Source organism: Pinisolibacter sp. DMC19 (genome assembly GCF_056313985.1).
In genome coordinates this window covers 92,803-108,824 of the sequence record NZ_JBQUZF010000005.1, presented here as the reverse complement: position 1 = coordinate 108,824, position 16,022 = coordinate 92,803, and the positions used below count along the sequence as shown (strand labels likewise).

Annotated in this window: 17 protein-coding genes; 11 read left to right on the top strand and 6 right to left on the bottom strand. The window is 70.9% G+C overall.

Annotated elements, in window-relative coordinates; genetic code table 11:
• Nucleotides 1–2 precede the first annotated feature (2 nt).
• A complete protein-coding gene (locus tag ACT53U_RS13675) occupies nt 3–650 on the top strand; it encodes a LysE family translocator (protein ID WP_476155923.1) in 648 nt (215 codons plus the stop codon).
• A 7-nt stretch (nt 651–657) separates the two neighbouring features.
• Nucleotides 658–2,370 (top strand): urease subunit alpha, encoded by a 1,713-nt coding sequence (ureC, locus tag ACT53U_RS13670; protein ID WP_476155921.1) that lies wholly within the window; start codon nt 658–660, stop codon nt 2,368–2,370.
• A 27-nt stretch (nt 2,371–2,397) separates the two neighbouring features.
• Here ureC and ACT53U_RS13665 read toward each other — a convergent pair whose 3' ends face one another.
• Entirely contained in the window at nt 2,398–4,122 is a 1,725-nt protein-coding gene (locus tag ACT53U_RS13665) for a methyl-accepting chemotaxis protein (RefSeq protein WP_476155919.1), read from the bottom strand.
• Nucleotides 4,123–4,315: 193 nt separating this feature from the next.
• Here ACT53U_RS13665 and ACT53U_RS13660 point away from each other — a divergent pair, with 193 nt between their 5' ends.
• The 4 genes from ACT53U_RS13660 to ureG are packed head-to-tail and all read left to right on the top strand — an operon-like array spanning nt 4,316 to nt 6,928.
• Nucleotides 4,316–5,152, top strand: a complete 837-nt coding sequence (locus tag ACT53U_RS13660) for an urease accessory protein UreE (RefSeq protein ID WP_476155917.1) — start codon at nt 4,316–4,318, stop codon at nt 5,150–5,152.
• Nucleotides 5,136–5,879, top strand: a complete 744-nt coding sequence (locus tag ACT53U_RS13655) for an urease accessory protein UreF (RefSeq protein ID WP_476155915.1) — start codon at nt 5,136–5,138, stop codon at nt 5,877–5,879. Before ACT53U_RS13660 ends, ACT53U_RS13655 begins: the two co-directional genes overlap by 17 nt.
• Entirely contained in the window at nt 5,876–6,304 is a 429-nt protein-coding gene (locus tag ACT53U_RS13650) for a DUF3995 domain-containing protein (protein WP_476155913.1), read from the top strand. Before ACT53U_RS13655 ends, ACT53U_RS13650 begins: the two co-directional genes overlap by 4 nt.
• 3 nt (nt 6,305–6,307) lie before the next feature.
• The gene (gene ureG, locus ACT53U_RS13645; protein WP_476155911.1) at nt 6,308–6,928 is read left to right on the top strand and encodes an urease accessory protein UreG; all 621 of its coding nucleotides are present in this window, start codon (nt 6,308–6,310) and stop codon (nt 6,926–6,928) included.
• A 3-nt stretch (nt 6,929–6,931) separates the two neighbouring features.
• Here the strand turns inward: ureG and ACT53U_RS13640 are convergent, their stop codons facing one another.
• The gene (locus tag ACT53U_RS13640) at nt 6,932–7,831 is read right to left on the bottom strand and encodes a LysR family transcriptional regulator (RefSeq protein ID WP_476155909.1); all 900 of its coding nucleotides are present in this window, start codon (nt 7,829–7,831) and stop codon (nt 6,932–6,934) included.
• Between the two features lie 121 nt (nt 7,832–7,952).
• On the opposite strand from ACT53U_RS13640, the gene ACT53U_RS13635 reads away from it, so the two are divergent.
• Both ACT53U_RS13635 and ACT53U_RS13630 read left to right on the top strand, forming a co-directional pair.
• The gene (locus ACT53U_RS13635; RefSeq protein ID WP_476155907.1) at nt 7,953–8,411 is read left to right on the top strand and encodes a tautomerase family protein; all 459 of its coding nucleotides are present in this window, start codon (nt 7,953–7,955) and stop codon (nt 8,409–8,411) included.
• 119 nt (nt 8,412–8,530) lie between these two features.
• Complete coding sequence (locus ACT53U_RS13630) at nt 8,531–8,812, top strand: hypothetical protein (protein WP_476155905.1); 282 nt, start codon at nt 8,531–8,533, stop codon at nt 8,810–8,812.
• A 61-nt stretch (nt 8,813–8,873) separates the two neighbouring features.
• Here the strand turns inward: ACT53U_RS13630 and tlpA are convergent, their stop codons facing one another.
• A complete protein-coding gene (gene tlpA / locus ACT53U_RS13625; RefSeq protein WP_476155903.1) occupies nt 8,874–9,563 on the bottom strand; it encodes a thiol:disulfide interchange protein TlpA in 690 nt (229 codons plus the stop codon).
• A 39-nt stretch (nt 9,564–9,602) separates the two neighbouring features.
• Here tlpA and argH point away from each other — a divergent pair, with 39 nt between their 5' ends.
• The 3 genes from argH (at nt 9,603) to ACT53U_RS13610 (ending at nt 13,908) form a co-directional block, all read left to right on the top strand.
• On the top strand, nt 9,603–11,003 hold the full coding sequence (gene argH / locus ACT53U_RS13620; protein ID WP_476155901.1) for an argininosuccinate lyase: 1,401 nt from the start codon (nt 9,603–9,605) through the stop codon (nt 11,001–11,003).
• A gap of 28 nt (nt 11,004–11,031) precedes the next feature.
• Nucleotides 11,032–11,259 carry an LPS translocon maturation chaperone LptM gene (gene lptM / locus ACT53U_RS13615; protein ID WP_476155899.1) on the top strand — a complete coding sequence of 76 codons (228 nt, stop codon included), beginning with the start codon at nt 11,032–11,034 and terminating at the stop codon, nt 11,257–11,259.
• A gap of 141 nt (nt 11,260–11,400) precedes the next feature.
• Nucleotides 11,401–13,908, top strand: coding sequence for a TIGR02302 family protein (locus ACT53U_RS13610; RefSeq protein ID WP_476155897.1), 2,508 nt, complete (start codon nt 11,401–11,403; stop codon nt 13,906–13,908).
• Between the two features lie 87 nt (nt 13,909–13,995).
• Here ACT53U_RS13610 and ACT53U_RS13605 read toward each other — a convergent pair whose 3' ends face one another.
• From ACT53U_RS13605 to ACT53U_RS13595, 3 genes are all read right to left on the bottom strand, one after another.
• Complete coding sequence (locus tag ACT53U_RS13605) at nt 13,996–14,385, bottom strand: response regulator (RefSeq protein ID WP_476155895.1); 390 nt, start codon at nt 14,383–14,385, stop codon at nt 13,996–13,998.
• A 109-nt stretch (nt 14,386–14,494) separates the two neighbouring features.
• Nucleotides 14,495–15,034, bottom strand: coding sequence for a hypoxanthine phosphoribosyltransferase (gene hpt, locus ACT53U_RS13600; RefSeq protein ID WP_476155893.1), 540 nt, complete (start codon nt 15,032–15,034; stop codon nt 14,495–14,497).
• The gene (locus ACT53U_RS13595; protein WP_476155891.1) at nt 15,031–15,978 is read right to left on the bottom strand and encodes a zinc-ribbon domain-containing protein; all 948 of its coding nucleotides are present in this window, start codon (nt 15,976–15,978) and stop codon (nt 15,031–15,033) included. The genes hpt and ACT53U_RS13595 overlap by 4 nt, the downstream gene beginning before the upstream one ends.
• Nucleotides 15,979–16,022: the final 44 nt, after the last annotated feature.

The window sequence follows — 16,022 nt, the reverse complement described above, 5'->3', positions numbered from 1 at the left end:
CGATGTCGATCTGGTTCCTCGTCGCCTTCGTCCTCACCAACATCTTCCTCGATCTGGCGCCGGGTTCGGCGGTCCAGCGGGTGGTGGCCGAGGGCATGGCCAAGGGGCTCTTCGGCGCGCAGGCGGCGATCGTCGGCGTGCTCGCGGCCGACTTCATCTGGTGCTTCCTGGCGATCTCGGCGCTGTTCACGGTGATGGAGACGGTGCCGCTGCTGCTCTACGGGGCGAAGTGGTTCGGCCTCGCCTGCCTCGTCGTGCTGCTCGCCCGGGCGCTCCGCATCGCCGTGGTCGGGCGCGGTGTCCACGTGGTGGCGCCTTGCGACCACGGGCGCGGCTCGGCCTTCGACGCCTTCGGCTCGGCCTTCCTGATGCAGATGCGGCACCCGACGACGATGATCTTCTTCTTCGCGGTGCTCTCGGTCTTCGCCGGCTCGCGCGAGGGCTGGGAGATCCGCCTCGCCGATCTCGGCCTCTTCGCGGTGATCCTCGAATGGCCGGTCTTCGCGCTCTATGCCTTCTGCGGCGCCGAGGCGGCGCGGGCGGCGGGCCGCCGCGGCACCAAGACGATCCAGGAGGCGATCGCCTCGGTCTTCCTTCTCACCGCGACGGGCCTCGTCGCGACCCCTTCGGTTCCCGTCGAAAACAGGTGATGGCCCCATGTCCTTCAAGATGAACCGCGGCGCCTATGCCGACATGTTCGGCCCCACCGTCGGCGACAGGGTGCGCCTCGCCGACACCGATCTGATCGTCGAGGTGGAGAAGGACTTCACCACCTACGGCGAGGAGGTGAAGTTCGGCGGCGGCAAGGTGATCCGCGACGGCATGGGCCAGTCCCAGGTCTCGCGCGCCGACGGCGCCGTCGACACGGTGATCACCAACGCGCTGATCATCGACGCCAGGCTCGGCGTGGTGAAGGCCGACGTCGGCCTGCGCGACGGCCGCATCGTCGGCATCGGCAAGGCCGGCAACCCGGATGTCCAGCCGGGCGTGACGATCGTCGTCGGTCCGGGCACGGAGGCGATCGCCGGCGAGGGCAAGATCCTGACGGCGGGCGGCATCGACACCCACATCCACTTCATCGCGCCACAGCAGATCGACGAAGCGCTGATGTCGGGCGTCACCACCATGCTCGGCGGCGGCACGGGGCCGGCGACCGGTACGGCGGCGACCACCTGCACCCCCGGCCCCTGGCATCTCGCCCGGATGTTCCAGGCGGCGGAAGCCTTCCCGATGAACCTCGCCTTCACCGGCAAGGGCAACGCCTCGCTGCCCGAGGCGCTGGCGGAACAGGTGGTGGCGGGCGCCTGCGGTCTGAAGCTGCACGAGGACTGGGGCACGACGCCGGCGGCGATCCGCAACTGTCTGACGGTCGCCGACAAATACGACGTCCAGGTCGCGATCCACACCGACACGCTGAACGAATCGGGCTTCGTCGAGGACACGATCGCCGCCTTCGAGGGGCGCACCATCCACGCCTATCACTCCGAGGGTGCCGGCGGCGGCCATGCGCCGGACATCATCCGCGTCTGCGGCCTGCCCAACGTCATCCCGTCGTCGACCAACCCGACGCGGCCCTACACGCGCAACACACTCGACGAACATCTCGACATGCTGATGGTCTGCCACCACCTCGACGGGTCGATCCCCGAGGACGTGGCCTTCGCCGAGAGCCGCATCCGGCGCGAGACGATCGCGGCGGAGGACATCCTGCACGACCTCGGCGCCTTCTCGATCATCTCCTCCGACAGTCAGGCCATGGGCCGGGTCGGCGAGGTGATCATCCGCACCTTCCAGACGGCGCACAAGATGAAGGTCCAGCGCGGCCGTCTTCCCGGCGAAGCGGGCGAGAACGACAATCTGCGCGTCCGCCGCTATCTGGCGAAGGTGACCATCAACCCGGCGGTGGCGCACGGGATGTCGAAGCACGTCGGCTCGATCGAGGTCGGCAAGTTCGCCGATCTGGTACTGTGGTCGCCGGCCTTCTTCGGCGTGAAGCCGGATCTGGTGCTGAAGCTCGGCTCCATCGTGGCGGCGCCGATGGGCGATCCCAACGCCTCGATCCCGACGCCGCAGCCGGTCCACTACCGGCCGATGTTCGGCGCCTTCGGCAAGGCGGTGGCGGCGTCCTCGATCACCTTCGTGTCGCGGGCCGCCTGGACCGGCGGCATCGCCGAGAAGCTGTCGCTCGAACGCATCGTCCTGCCGGTCGAGGACTGCCGCTCGATCGGCAAGAAGGACATGGTGCTGAACGACGCCATGCCGGTGATCGAGGTCGATCCCGAGACCTACGAGGTCCGCGCCGACGGCGAGCTTCTCACCTGCGAACCGGCCGACGTCCTGCCGATGGCGCAGCGGTATTTCCTGTTCTGAGGTCGATCCCGAGGTCGATGACCGGCCTCAGGCGCGCATGCGTTCGACGAAGGCGTCGGTCTCGCTGCGCAGGCGCTCGGCGGCTTCCGCCAGTTCGTCGGAGGCCGAGACCATCGACACCGCCGCCTCGTTGGCGAGGCGCGTGGCCGTGTCGACGGAACGGACGTTGTCGGCGACCGCCGAGGTGTCGCGGGTGGTGATCTCGATCGAGCGGTTGATCTCGCGCGTCGCCGCGGTCTGCTCGGTCATCGCGCCGGAGACCGCACCGACGATGGTGCCGATCTCGCCGACCGTCGCGGTGATGCCGCCGATGGCGCCGACCGCCGAATCGGTGGCGGTGCGGACGGCGTCGATCTGACGGGCGATCTCTTCCGTCGCCCGCGAGGTCTGGGCGGCGAGCGCCTTGACCTCCGAGGCGACGACGGCGAAGCCGCGGCCGGCCTCGCCGGCGCGTGCCGCCTCGATCGTGGCGTTGAGGGCGAGAAGGTTGGTCTGGCCGGCGACCGCCTCGATCAGGCCGACGATCTCGCCGATGCGGCGGGTGGCCTGCGACAGATCGGCGACGACGGCATTGGTGGTCTCGGCGCGGGCGACGGCGTCGCGGGAGACCGCGTCGACGCGCAGCATGCGTTCTTCGACCTGGCCGATGGCGCCGGCGAGCTCGCCGGCGGCGGCGGCGACCAGGGCGACGTTGCGATCGGTGCGTTCCATCGCCTCGTTGGTCTCGCCCGAGCGGCGGCTGGCATCGCGGGAGACGTCGTCGACGCGGCGGGCGTCGGTGCCGATGCGTTCGGCGGCATGGCCGAGGCGCTCGACCACCGAGGCGACGCGACGGGCGAAGTCGTCGGCGAGTTCGCGGCGCTCGCGGCGGCGTTCGGCGCGCATGCGCTCGTCCTCCGTCGCCTTCTCGGCCCGCATGCGTTCGCGTGCCTCGATCGCCTCGCGGAAGACGTCGGTCGCCCGTGCCATCTCGCCGATCTCGTCGTCGCGTTCGACATGGGGGACGGTGACGCCGTGGCGATCGCCGGCGAGGTCGCGCATGACGCCGGCGAGGGCGCCGATCGGGCCGACGACGCCGCGCAGCAGCGCCCAGCCGGCGAAGGCGGTGAGGAGCGACATGAAGCCCATGGCGACGGTGGCGGAGAGACCGGCGAAGAATTCGGCCGAGACCAGCGCGTCGAGGCTGATGTGGGTCTCCTCGGCGGCCTTGCTCAGCATGTCCGCACGCACGGTCTGGAGCGCGGCGACCTGCTCGGAGAGCGCATCGGCGGCGGCGTCGAAGGCCGGCATCATGGCGTTGCCGGCACCGGTACCCTCGGCGGCATAGGCCTCGGCCATCTTGCGGCCGGTGGCGAAATAGGGGGCGAAGGCCTTGGTGACGTCGTCGAGTTCGGCAATGACGTCCTTGCGGTCGAGACCTTCGGCGATGGCGCGGGCGGCGGCGACGTGGGCGCGGAAGTCGCCGGCGGCCTTCTCCGCTTCTTCGAGGCCCTTGTCGAGCCCGTCCTCGCCGCGGGTGGCGGAATAGTCCTGGAGGAACTGCTGGACCTGGACGACGTCGCGCTCGAGGTCCTTGATCAACCCGCCGAGCGGGGTGATCCGGGTCTCGATCAGCCGGTTCCGGTCGGCGACGGCAGCGGTCAGCCCCGACGTCTTCTGGGACAGGGCGGCGAGCAGGCCGACGGTGGCGAGATTGCCGCAGACGAGGCAGGCGACGAATGCGATGGTCTTGGTGCGAAGCGAAAGGGCCACAGCCGGTCCTCCGTCGTTTCCCGGATGCTCCATGAGGCCGGGAAAAAGTTGAGAAATCCTGAGTATTCGCGACAAATCGCGACGATCCGCGCCGATCACGCCTGCGGCATCGGGCTTGCCAGCCGGGCGGATCGGGGCGAATGTCGCCGTCCGGTCCGACCGGGCCCGCCATCCGCTCGAGGTCTCGATTGCAATGATCCGCGCCACCAAGGTTCTTCCCGCCGGTACCTGGCCTTCCGCGCTCGCCCGCGACCGCGTCGTGCTCGACGTCGAGGAGCGCCGCCGCCGCCGCGGCGTGGCGATCGGCGAGAAGGGGATCGAGTTCCTCGTCGACCTCGCCGAGACGCCGGTTCTGGCCGACGGCGATGCCTTCGAGCTCGAGGACGGGCGCCTCGTCGCGGTGGTCGCTGCCCCCGAGAAGCTGGTCGAGTTCCGCGTCGCCGACGCCCATGCCTTCACCCGCATCGCCTGGCACCTCGGCAACCGCCACACGCCGACGCAGATCCTGCCGGGCGCGCTGCGGATCCGCGACGACTACGTGCTGGTCGAGATGGTCAAGAAGCTCGGCGGCGCGACGATCGGCTTCGTCGAGGCGCCCTTCGATCCCGAAGGCGGCGCCTACGGCCACGGTACGGTGACCGGCCATTCGATCGCCCACGGGCATTCGCACGACCACGACCACGATCATGGGCACGACCACGATCATGGGCACGATCACGACCATGGGCACGACCATGCCCACCCGCATGCGCCGGCGGTGAGCGATCCGGAACTGGCGGCGGCGCTCGCCCGCCGCGCCGAGCGCCGCGCCCGCCGCGCGCCTCATGTCCACGGTCCCGACTGCGGACCGGACTGCGGCCACGATCACGACCATGCGCACGGCCATTCCCACGATCATGATCACGACCACGGTCATGGACACGATCATCACGGCCATGGTCATTCCCACGACCACGACCACGACCACGACCACGACCACGACCACGACCACGCGCATGGGCACGATCACGACCATGAGCACGGCCGCTGAGACGGGTGGGCGGGCCGATCCGGTCGGTGATCTCCTGACGCTGCAGGTCTGGCTGTCGCCGGCCTTTCCGGTCGGCGGCTTCACCTACAGCCACGGGCTGGAATGGGCGATCGAGGCGGGCGACGTCACCTCCGCCGCCGATCTCGAGGCCTGGCTCGGCGACGTGCTGGTCCACGGCGCGGGACGGTCCGACGCGATCGTGCTGGTCGCCGCCCATCGCGCCGCGGCGGCGGGCGATCTCGACCGTCTCGCCGAGGTGCTCGAACTCGCCCACGCGCTGCAACCTTCCAAGGAGCGGCGGCTGGAGGCGGGGGCGCAAGGCGCCGCCTTCGTCCGGGCGATCGCCGACACCTGGTCCGATCCGCGCTTCGAGGCGCTGACGGCGGCGCTGGCGACGCGCTTCGCCCGGCCGGTCTGGCCGGCGGTGCCGTGGACCCATGCGGTCGCGGTCGGCGTGGCCGCCGCCGCCCATGGGCTCGACCCGGCCGAGGTGGCGCCGGCCTTTCTCCAGGCCTTCGCCGCCAACGTGATCTCCGCCGGCGTGCGTGCCGTGCCGCTCGGCCAGAGCGAGGGGCTGCGCGTGCTGCGCGCGCTCGCCCCCGTCGTTCGACGTATGGCGGACGCGGCGCTGACGGCGACACTCGACGACGTGGGCGGTGCGGCGGTTCTCGCCGACATCGCCTCGATGCGTCACGAAACCCAGTACACGAGGCTCTTCCGCTCATGATCGTCTCAGGGCTTCTCGTCGTCGCGCTCGCCGCGATCACCGCGTTGCATGTGCTCTGGGGGCTCGGCGGGACCTGGCCGGAGCGCGACGAGGCGGCTCTGGCGCGACTGGTCGTCGGCGATCCGAAGTGGGCGGGGATGCCGCCGCGCCCGCTGACGCTCGCGGTGGCGGCGGCTCTGGCGGCACTGACCGTCCTGGCGGGGCTGCTCGCGGTGCGGCTCGGCGGGTGGCTCGATGGCCTCGTCACGCTCGTGGCGGTGCCGGTCGGACTGGTGTTTCTGGCGCGCGGGCTCGTCACCTATACCCCGTGGTGGGCGCGCGTTCACAAGGTGGAGCCCTTCGCGACGCGCGACCGCTTCTTCTACGGACCCCTGTCGGCCGCCCTCGGCGTCGGCTTCCTTCATCTCGTCGCGACGAGGATCTGAACGATGGCATCCAGCATGAACGGCCCCCTTCGCGTCGGCGTCGGCGGGCCCGTCGGCTCCGGCAAGACGGCGTTGATGGACGCGCTGTGCAAGAAGCTCCGGCAGCGCTTCGATCTGGCGGCGATCACCAACGACATCTACACCCGCTGGGACGCCGACTATCTGGTGCGCTCGGGCGCGCTCGAGGCCGATCGGATCATGGGGGTGGAGACCGGCGGCTGTCCGCACACGGCGATCCGCGAGGATGCCTCGATCAATCTCGCCGCGGTCGCCGAGATGCGGGCGCGCTTTCCCGATCTCGATCTGATCCTGATCGAGTCGGGCGGCGACAATCTCGCCGCCACCTTCTCGCCGGAGCTCGCCGATCTGACGATCTACGTCATCGACGTGGCGGCGGGCGAGAAGATCCCGTCGAAGGGCGGGCCGGGCATCACCCGCTCCGATCTCCTCGTCATCAACAAGACCGATCTCGCGCCGATGGTCGGGGCGAGCCTCGAGGTGATGGCGCGCGATGCCGAGCGGATGCGCGGCAAGCGGCCCTTCGTCTTCGCCAACATGAAGACCACCGACGGGCTCGAGGCGATCGCCGACTTCGTGATCGCCCGCGGCGGTCTCGGGGTCTGAGCCTCACGCCGGCTCGGCGACCGGAGGTGCTGCGGCGACGCCGCGAAAGGCGGCGGCGATCCGTTCGAACACCGGCGCCAGCTCGCGGTCGCGGGTGGCGTGCAGGACGATCTCGCTCGACGGCAGGTCGGGCAGACCGAGGTCGGATCCCGCCACCACGACGCCCTCGGGCACCGCCGAACGGCCGATGCAGCCGATGCCGATGCCGGCGGCGATCGCCGCCCTGACCGCCGCGAGACCGCGGCTGGAGAAGGTGACGACGAAGGGCAGGCCCGCCCGCGTCAGCGCCTCGAGCGCCTGATCGTGCACCCGGCAGGGCCGGGCGAGGAGGGCGAGGGGCACCGGACGCCCCGGCCCCCAGGTGCAGGTCGGCGACATCGCCCAGACCAGATCATCGGTGAAGAGCACGTGCCCTTCGCCGCCGGTCTCGCCCAGCGAGGCCGCGTCGCGGCGGAAGCGACGGGTCACCGCCGCGTCGAGGCGGCCGGCCTCGAAGTCGTCGCGCAGTTCCTCCGAGAGACCCAGCGTCATCGACAATGTCAGCCCCGGCAGGGCGCCGTGGAGCGACCGCAGGATGTCGGGAAGGCGGCCGGCCGTCGCGTGCTCGCTGACGCCGAGGCCGACGCGCCGGAGCGGCACCGTCCGGGCGGCGCGGGCGAGCGCGTCGTCGTGCAGGGCGAGGATGCGTCGGGCGTCGGGCAGGAAGCCTTCGGCGAAGGACGTCGGGGCGACGGCGCGCGGCGTGCGTTCGAACAGGCGTCGGCCGAGGCGGTCCTCGAGTTTCCGCAGGCGGACCGACACCGTCGACTGCGTCGCCCCCAGCAGGTCGCCGGCGAGCGTGAAGCTGCGGTGTTCGGCGAGCGCGACGAAGGTGCGCAGGAGTTCGATGTCGAGATCGGCCATGGCACCCTGCAGATTACTTTTTCGAATGATTGAAATGGTATCAATTCGTTTCAGTAATGCAAGCCGCGACGCCATCCTTCACGAACCGGCAAGCCCGCCGGACCGCCAAGGAGCGCGCGCCATGCCGACCATCCATGCCCTCGTCTCGTCGCCTCGCGTCGACGCCGCCGCGATCGGCGAGATCGCCCGCACCCTCGTGTCGCTCTCCGGCCGGTTGCTCGGCAAGGCGGAGGCGGTGACGGCGACGGTGGTGGAGACGATCCCGCCGGCGCAGTGGTTCGTCGGCACGCACTCGCTCGCCGACCTCGACGCGGCGTCGTTCCGGGTGGTGATTCGCGTCTCCCAGGGCACCAACGACAAGGACGAGAAGGCCGCCTTCGTCGCCGCCGCCTCGGCGGCGATGGCGCGGATCCTGGGACCTGCACGGCCGGAGAGCTGGGTCGTCGTCGACGAGGTGCCGGCCGACGCCTGGGGCTGGGGCGGCGAGACGCAGGAACACCGGGCGATCGCCGCCAAGATCGCCAAGGCCGAGACCGAGACGACGGTATTCGACACCTATCGCCGGTTCGGCATCCGTTGAGCGCGCGCGGGGGTGGACGGCAACACTTCCTTTACTCCCGATGCCTAGTGTTCTCGACGCGGGGTTCGAGAGTTCTGCGTGCCCCCGCCGAAATTCGGGATTTTTCTCCGGAGTCCGCCATGGCTGGTCTGTCTACCCTCAGCGTCGGAACCTCGCACGCCTCCTCGGCGGCGACGGGTTCGCGTATCAAGGGCTTCGGGTCGCTCGCCGCCGTGCAGGTGAACGCCGCCAAGCAGGCGCAGGAGAACGCCGGCAAGACCTCGCTCGCCTCGATGCTCGACGACAACATGTATTCGTTGGCGTCCAATTCGGGCGTCGGCGCATCGTCGGTGATGCTCTTCACCGACAGCTGGTCGACCTCGACCGGGACCTCGGGCACGATGCTCGACTACTACGTCTGAGACGGTCCGCCTCGTTTCGACGCATGACGCGCCGCGATCCTCCGATCGCGGCGTCTTCGTTTCACGGCTTCGTCGCCGCCTCGACGAGGGCCAGCGCCGCCGGGGCGTCCCAGTGGGCGGGGCCGGCCATGGTGCCCAGTTCGCAACCCTGCCGGTCGACCAGGATGGTGGTCGGCAGGCCGGAGGCGAGACCGATCTGCTTCAGGGCCTTGAAGACGCCGAGCGTCGCGTCGGTGCGATGGGCGAGCGTGGTGGCGCCGATCTCGGCGAGGAAGGCCTTGGGGCGTTCCGGATCGCGGCTGTCGAGATTGATCGTCACCACCTCGAAATCCTTCGATCCGGCCTTGGCCTGGAGACGGTCGAGGGCGGGCATCTCGGCGCGGCAGGGCGGGCACCAGGTGGCCCAGAGATTGACCAGGACGACGCGTCCCCGCCAGGCGGCGAGGGTGGTCGGGCTGCCGTCGGCATCGCGGAAGGCGAGCGTCGAGAGGTCGCGCGATGCGCTCGCCGGCACGAGGCCTGCGACGTCGTCACGCAGGGCAGGGGCGAGACGTGCCGCCGCGGCGGGCGCGGCGCTGCATTTTCCCGCCGTCTCGTCGTTGCCACCCGCCCCGCCGATCCCGTATACGCGAACTAGACCGAAGGCCGAGAGGCCGACGATCGCGCAGGCCGCCACGATGAGACCGCGCCGCGAGCCCGTTCGGGGGCGCGGGGTCGGTGTGGCGGCGGCGTCTTCGTCTCGTTCGTTCATCTCGGTCTCCGGGTCTTCGACCGTCGAGAAAGGTTCGTCATGTCCAATCGCATGTGGGGCGGCCGCTTCGCCACCGGTCCCGACGCCATCATGGAAGAAATCAATGCTTCCATCGGTTTCGACCAGAAACTGTGGCGTCAGGACATCGCCGGTTCCAAGGCTCACTCCATCATGCTCGCCGAGCGCGGCATCATCTCGGCCGCCGATCGCGACGCGATCCATGCCGGCCTCGACGAGATCGCCGCGGAGATCGAGGCGGGGACCTTCGTCTTCGAGCGCAGCCTCGAGGACATCCACATGAACATCGAGGCGAAGCTCGCCCAGAAGATCGGTCCCGCCGCCGGCCGTCTCCACACGGCGCGCTCGCGCAACGATCAGGTCGCGCTCGACGTCAAGCTCTGGGTACGCGACACCCTCGATCACCTCGACTCACAATTTCATGAGCTGATGAGCGTGACCGCCGCCAAGGCGTTGGAACACGCCGCCGTCGTCATGCCGGGCTTCACCCATCTCCAGTCGGCGCAGCCGGTGACCTTCGGCCACCACCTGCTCGCCCATGTCGAGATGTGGGCGCGCGACCGTGCCCGCCTGAAGGACGCCCGCGCCCGCCTCAACGAGTGCCCGCTCGGCGCCGCGGCGCTCGCCGGCACGTCGTTCCCGACCGACCGGGCGATGGTGGCGTCGGCGCTGGGCTTCGACCGGCCGACCGCCAACTCGATGGATTCGGTCGCCGACCGCGACTACGCCCTCGAGGCGCTGGCGGCGGCGTCGATCGCGGCGATGCATCTGTCGCGGCTCGCCGAAGAGATCGTCATCTGGACCTCGGCGCAGTTCCGCTTCGTGAAGCTCTCCGACAAGTTCACCACCGGCTCGTCGATCATGCCGCAGAAGCGCAATCCGGACGCGGCCGAGCTGGTTCGCGCCAAGACCGGCCGCATCGCGGGCTCGTTCAACGCGCTCATGATGGTGATGAAGGGTCTTCCGCTGACCTATCAGAAGGACATGCAGGAAGACAAAGAGCAGATCTTCGACGGTCTCGAGTCGCTCTCGCTGGCGCTCGCCGCCACCACCGGCATGATGCGCGATCTCGAACCCGAGGTCGCCACCATGCGCAAGGCGGCAGGCTCGGGCTTCTCTACCGCCACCGATCTCGCCGACTGGCTGGTGCGCCGTCTCGGCATCCCGTTCCGCGAAGCCCATCACGTGACGGGCCGCATCGTGGCGATCGCCGCCGACCGCGACACCACGCTCGACAGGGTGACGCTGGCCGAGATGCAGGCGGTCCATGCCGGCATCACCGACGAGGTCTTCTCGGTCCTGTCGGTCGCCAAGTCGGTCGCCAGCCGCGTCTCCTACGGAGGCACGGCGCCGAAGAACGTGCGCGCCCAGGCCAAGCGCTGGGTCGCCCGTCTCGCCAAGGAAAAGCCGGCCTCCGCCTGAGGTCCTCACGCCCGAAGGGTAGGCAGCCATGACCGTTTCGATCACTCTCGAACGTCTCCGCATCCCGGTGCTCGCCGTCGCGCTGGCGCTCGCTCTTTCGGGCTGCGGCCGCAAGGCCGAACCGGAACTGCCGCGCGCCACCGGGCCGGAGGCGTCGCGCACCGCGTTCCCGATCGGGCCGATCGGGCCGTCGGCGAAGCCGGCGGAACCCGCCAAGACCGAGAAGAAGTCCTTCCTTCTCGACTTCCTGCTCTGATCGATCGTCCCGTCCGCGGGGCGCGATCACGATCCCGCGCGGGCCATTGCCGCCGAGGCGGCGGCGTGGGACGTTCGGGCGACCGCGGCGGAGGTCGCGAGCGTCGACGCGATACCTGCGTCGCTGACGCCGGACAGGACGATGGACACCAACGACCACGACGCCCCGCCGACGGGCGAGACCCTCGGCCCCGCAGCGCTCGATCGACGCCTCGGGCGCGCTCGCCTGCGGGCTCGGGCGGTGGTGATCGCCGAGGCGATGGCGATCGAGGCGGCACTGCCGGTCGCGCTCGCCCTCCTCGTCGTGGCGCTCGCCTGGATGGGCCTGCGCGACGCGCTGCCGGGCCTCACAGGGGCGGCACTCTTCTGGATCTTCGGCCTGATCACCGCCGCCGCCTTCGTCCGGGCGGGGCTGCGGCTCGTCCGTATGCTGCCGGCGCGGTTGGCGCGGGCCGCGGTCGTGGCGCGGATCGAGCGCGCCTCGGGGCTCGCGGGTCGCGAACTCGAGATCGTCGACGACCGTCTCGCCGACGCGACCGCCGATGCGACGACGCGGGCGCTGTGGGCAGCCCATCGCGACCGGGCCGCGGCGCGGATCGGCCGGCTCTTCGTGGGCGCCCCGCAGCCCGATCTCGGCCGGCGCGATCGTTTCGCGGCGGGGCCGATCGTCGCCATGGCGCTGTTCGTCGGCTGGTTCGCCGCTGCGGGCGAGCACGGGGCGCGGCTCGCGGGCGCCTTTCTCGCGACATGGCCGAGCGGCCCGGCCGACCGGCTCGACGTCTGGGTCGAGCCGCCCGCCTACACCGGCCTGCCGCCGGTCTCGCTGCTGATCGACGGTCAGCCGCCGGTCGGCGCGAAGAACGATGCCGCAAGCGGCGACGGCGCGGCGCGGACGCTTCCCGCCGGCAGCGTGCTGGTGCTGCGCGCGACCACCGGCGAGGCCGGGCGCGCGCCGATCCCGGTCGAGGCGGCGGCGACGCCGGCCGAGGCGGTGGCGCCGGTCGATGCGGTACCGGCGCGCACCGGGGTCGCCGAGACACGGCGGCGGCTCGTCGGCGACGTCGATGTGATTCTCAGGCGCGACGGCCGCGAGGTCGGGCGTTTCGCCTTTTCGGTCGCGCCCGACACGGCACCGACCATCGCCTTCACCGAGGAGCCGACGCGGGCGGGGCGCACCGGCCTCGGCCTCGCTTACGAGATCGCCGACGACTGGGGTGTCGTCTCGGCGCGGGCGCGGGTGCTGAAACCGGTCGTCGGGCGGCCGCTCTTCGATCCGCCGGAGTTCGCCCTGACGCTGCCGCCCGGCGCGCGCCACGTCGGCCGGGCGCGGACGGTGCGCGACCTGACGATGCATCCCTTCGCCGGCGCCGAACTCGAGATCGAGCCGGTGGCGGTCGACGGGGCGGGCCAAGAGGGCGTCGGCGAGAAGGCGAGCGTGCGTCTGCCCGAACGCGACTTCCGCGATCCGCTCGCCCGGGCGCTGATCGACTATCGCCGCCGGCTGTCGCTCGATGCCGGCGCGATCAAGGGCGTCGCCGCGGCGCTCGAGGCGCTGACGCTGGCGCCTGACCGGTTCAAGACCCGCGCCTCCGTCCATCTCGGCCTGCGTCATCTCGCCCATCACGCGGCCAAGGCGCGCGACGAGGCGGCGATGCGGGGGCTGGTCGAGGAACTGTGGACGGCGGCGGTGACGATCGACGCCGGCGACACCGCCGAGGAGGCGAAGGCCCTGCAGACGGCGCGCGAGGCGCTCGCCGAGGCGTTGCGCAACGGGGCCTCCGACGCCGAGATCGAACGGCTGACCCGCGAGCTGCGCCAGGCGATGGATCGCTATCTCCAGGCGCTGCAGGAGGCGGCGCGCCGCAATCCGGAGGCGCGCGACGGGGCGACTGGGCAGGAGCGCCGGATCGACCGCAAGTCGCTCTCCGACATGCTCGACCGGATCGAGAAGCTCGGCCGCACCGGTTCACGCGAGGCGGCACAGCGGCTCCTCGACGAGCTCGGCGACACGTTGCAGGCGCTGCGCGGCGCCAAGCCGGGGCAGAGCCAGGGCATGGCCGGCAGCGACGCTGAGCGGCAGCTCGGCGACATGATCCGCCGTCAGCGCGACCTGATGGACCGCACCCACCGCGCCGACCGCGAGGGGGCGGATGCCGGCGAGCGCGAGCGGCTGACGGAGGAACAGCAGGCGCTGCGCGACGATCTGCGCCGGCTGCGCCGTTCGCTCCAGGGCGGCGAGGGGCGCGACGGGTCGGCCGGCTCCGAGACCGGCGAGGGCGCCGACGGCGAGGAGAACGGTCTCGACGAGGCCGATCGGGCGATGGACGACGCCGGCCGGGCGATCGATCGCGGCGACGGGCGCGGCGCGGTCGGGTCGCAGAGCCGGGCGATCGACGGGCTCAGGCGCGGCGCGCGCGAGATGGCGCGCGGCGACGAGCCGGGCGACGGGCGCGAGGGCAACGGCGAAGAAGATCCCTTCGGCCGGCAGCGGCCGTCGAAGAAGGCGGACGGACGTCGCGTCGGCATTCCGGAGGAGATCGACGTCGAACGGGCGCGCCGCATCCTCGAGGACATCCGCCGCCGCCTCGCCGATCCCGACCGGCCGGGCGCCGAGCGCGACTATCTCGACCGACTGCTCGAGGTCGAGTGATCCCACGCACCAAAACGCCGCCCGGAGGCGGCGTTCGCGACGTCGATCTTCGCTCTGGTGGTCAGCCCGCGAGGCGGGTCGGCCGGTTCAGCCCGCGAGTCGCGTCGGCTCGGGCACACCGGCCAGCGTCGCGGCGACGATGCGGCGGATGTCGGCCAGCGTGAAGGGCTTGGAGACGACGTCGCGGACGATCTGGTCGAGACCGTGGGCGCGCTCGCGCTGGTCGGCGTAGCCGGTCATCAGCAGGATCGGCAGATGGGGGTGGTCGCGGGCGACGTTCAGCGCCAGCGCGATGCCGTCCATGATCGGCATCTTGATGTCGGAGACCAGGAGGTCGAAGGCGTCGTCGGTCTCGAGCGTCTCGAGCGCGATGGCGCCGTCCTCGACCGCCAGCACGGTGTGGCCGTCCATCTGCAGGGCGCGGTCGACGAAGGAACGGACGGAATCGTCGTCCTCGGCAAGAAGAATACGAGCCATTGCGGTTCTCCCATTCCCGCGAATCGTCTCAACGACGAGTGTGTCTCCGATCGGCTGACGCCGGGAGAGGTTTTCTCCGGCGAATCGGGCCGATCACGCGATTTTCATGTCATTCCGCGGCGACGACGTGGCCGATGTAGGGCAACTCGCGGAACGCGTGGCCCATGTCCATGCCGTAGCCGACGACGAAGAGGTCGGGACAGACGAAGCCGACGAAGTCGCCCTCGATCGAAGCGGCGCGGTGGCCGGGCTTGTCGAGGAGGACGGCGAGGCCGACCCGTTCGGCGCCGCGGTCGAGCATCAGCTGCTTGGCGAAGGCGAGCGTGCGGCCGCTCTCGAGGATGTCGTCGACGAGGACGACGTTGCGCCCCTTCACGTCGGTCTCGAGATCGCGCAGCACCGTGACGGTGCCGGCCGAGGTGGTGCCGGAGCGATAGCTCGACAGCGACATGAAGTCGACTTCCGGCGAGACGCCGGCGCCGTGCAGCGCGCGGATGAGGTCGGCGGCGAAGACGAATCCGCCCTTGAGGACCGCGACGACGAGAAGGTTCTCGCCGAGGCCGGCTTCACGGATTTCGGCGGCAAGGGCTGCGACCCGCGCGGCGATCTCGTCGGCGGGGAAGAGGACGTCGATACGGGGCTTCGTCATGGAAGTCCTGCCTGTCGGTTGCGGCGTTCGGCGAAACGCACCTGCAACTCGGCGGCGCGATCGGGCGGCGCGACGAGACGGGTGCGGAACTTGACCGTCTCCCCGGCGGCGATGGTGGTGGCCCGCGGGTCGACGGACCAGACATATAGTTCCTGCGCGTCGCCGTCACGCAGGGCAAAACGAAGGGCGGGGACCTCGCGGGAGGCGGCGGTGGTGTTGGCGATCGAGCCTTCGACGACGAGGACCGGCTTGCCGTCCTCGGTCTCGCGCAGCGTCTCGATCTGTCCGAAGACCATGCCGCGCAGGTTCACCTCGAGCCCGACCATCCGGTAGAAGCCGGCGAGCGAGGGGATCTTGGCGACGACCGGCGCGCGGAAGACGACGAGGCCGGCGACCGCCAGACAGGCCGAGGCGAAGACCGCCGGGCCGAAGAAGGGCGCGAACCTCTCGAGCGAACGCGGCAGATGGAACAGGCGCCGGCGATAGACCGGCCCGCGCCGCGGCTTGGCGGGACGCGGAGCGACCGGAGCGGCGGCGGGCGCGGCGGCGACCTCGGGCTCGGCCGTGGCCTCCATCGTGGCGACGGGTTCGGCCGCGTCGGTCGTGTCGGCCGAGGCGTCGACGTCGTCGGTCGTGTCCATGTCGAAGCCGGCGAAGGCATCTTCGGCCTCGGTCTCGGTGGTGGCCGTCTTGTCGCCGGAAAGCGGGCCGAAGAGATCGTCGACCGCCGACTGGCCCATCGGCGCGCCGCCGTCTTCCTCGGCGGCACGGGCGAATTCGGCATCGATGTCGGAGACGATCTCGGGCGCACTCTCGGCTGCGGCGGCCGGGAAGACGCGCCATTCCTCGCCGCAGCGGGTGCAGCGGACCTTGCGCCCCTTCGGACCGATGCGGTCGTCGGGGATCGTATAGGCGGTTTCGCAGGCCTGACAGATCGTGCGCATGGGTCTTCGGTCGCCGTTTTCGCCAGCATCTTCGCGGGGCCGGT

What these genes read in the sequence shown, in the direction of transcription:
- ACT53U_RS13610 (WP_476155897.1), top strand. Translation starts at nt 11,401, where the DNA reads ATGGACACCAACGACCACGACGCCCCGCCGACGGGCGAGACCCTCGGC.
- ACT53U_RS13595 (WP_476155891.1), bottom strand. Translation starts at nt 15,978, where the DNA reads ATGCGCACGATCTGTCAGGCCTGCGAAACCGCCTATACGATCCCCGAC.
- ureC (WP_476155921.1), top strand. Translation starts at nt 658, where the DNA reads ATGTCCTTCAAGATGAACCGCGGCGCCTATGCCGACATGTTCGGCCCC.
- ACT53U_RS13640 (WP_476155909.1), bottom strand. Translation starts at nt 7,831, where the DNA reads ATGGCCGATCTCGACATCGAACTCCTGCGCACCTTCGTCGCGCTCGCC.
- ACT53U_RS13630 (WP_476155905.1), top strand. Translation starts at nt 8,531, where the DNA reads ATGGCTGGTCTGTCTACCCTCAGCGTCGGAACCTCGCACGCCTCCTCG.
- ACT53U_RS13655 (WP_476155915.1), top strand. Translation starts at nt 5,136, where the DNA reads ATGAGCACGGCCGCTGAGACGGGTGGGCGGGCCGATCCGGTCGGTGAT.
- tlpA (WP_476155903.1), bottom strand. Translation starts at nt 9,563, where the DNA reads ATGAACGAACGAGACGAAGACGCCGCCGCCACACCGACCCCGCGCCCC.
- ACT53U_RS13605 (WP_476155895.1), bottom strand. Translation starts at nt 14,385, where the DNA reads ATGGCTCGTATTCTTCTTGCCGAGGACGACGATTCCGTCCGTTCCTTC.
- ACT53U_RS13650 (WP_476155913.1), top strand. Translation starts at nt 5,876, where the DNA reads ATGATCGTCTCAGGGCTTCTCGTCGTCGCGCTCGCCGCGATCACCGCG.
- ACT53U_RS13675 (WP_476155923.1), top strand. Translation starts at nt 3, where the DNA reads ATGTCGATCTGGTTCCTCGTCGCCTTCGTCCTCACCAACATCTTCCTC.
- lptM (WP_476155899.1), top strand. Translation starts at nt 11,032, where the DNA reads ATGACCGTTTCGATCACTCTCGAACGTCTCCGCATCCCGGTGCTCGCC.
- hpt (WP_476155893.1), bottom strand. Translation starts at nt 15,034, where the DNA reads ATGACGAAGCCCCGTATCGACGTCCTCTTCCCCGCCGACGAGATCGCC.
- argH (WP_476155901.1), top strand. Translation starts at nt 9,603, where the DNA reads ATGTCCAATCGCATGTGGGGCGGCCGCTTCGCCACCGGTCCCGACGCC.
- ACT53U_RS13660 (WP_476155917.1), top strand. Translation starts at nt 4,316, where the DNA reads ATGATCCGCGCCACCAAGGTTCTTCCCGCCGGTACCTGGCCTTCCGCG.
- ureG (WP_476155911.1), top strand. Translation starts at nt 6,308, where the DNA reads ATGGCATCCAGCATGAACGGCCCCCTTCGCGTCGGCGTCGGCGGGCCC.
- ACT53U_RS13635 (WP_476155907.1), top strand. Translation starts at nt 7,953, where the DNA reads ATGCCGACCATCCATGCCCTCGTCTCGTCGCCTCGCGTCGACGCCGCC.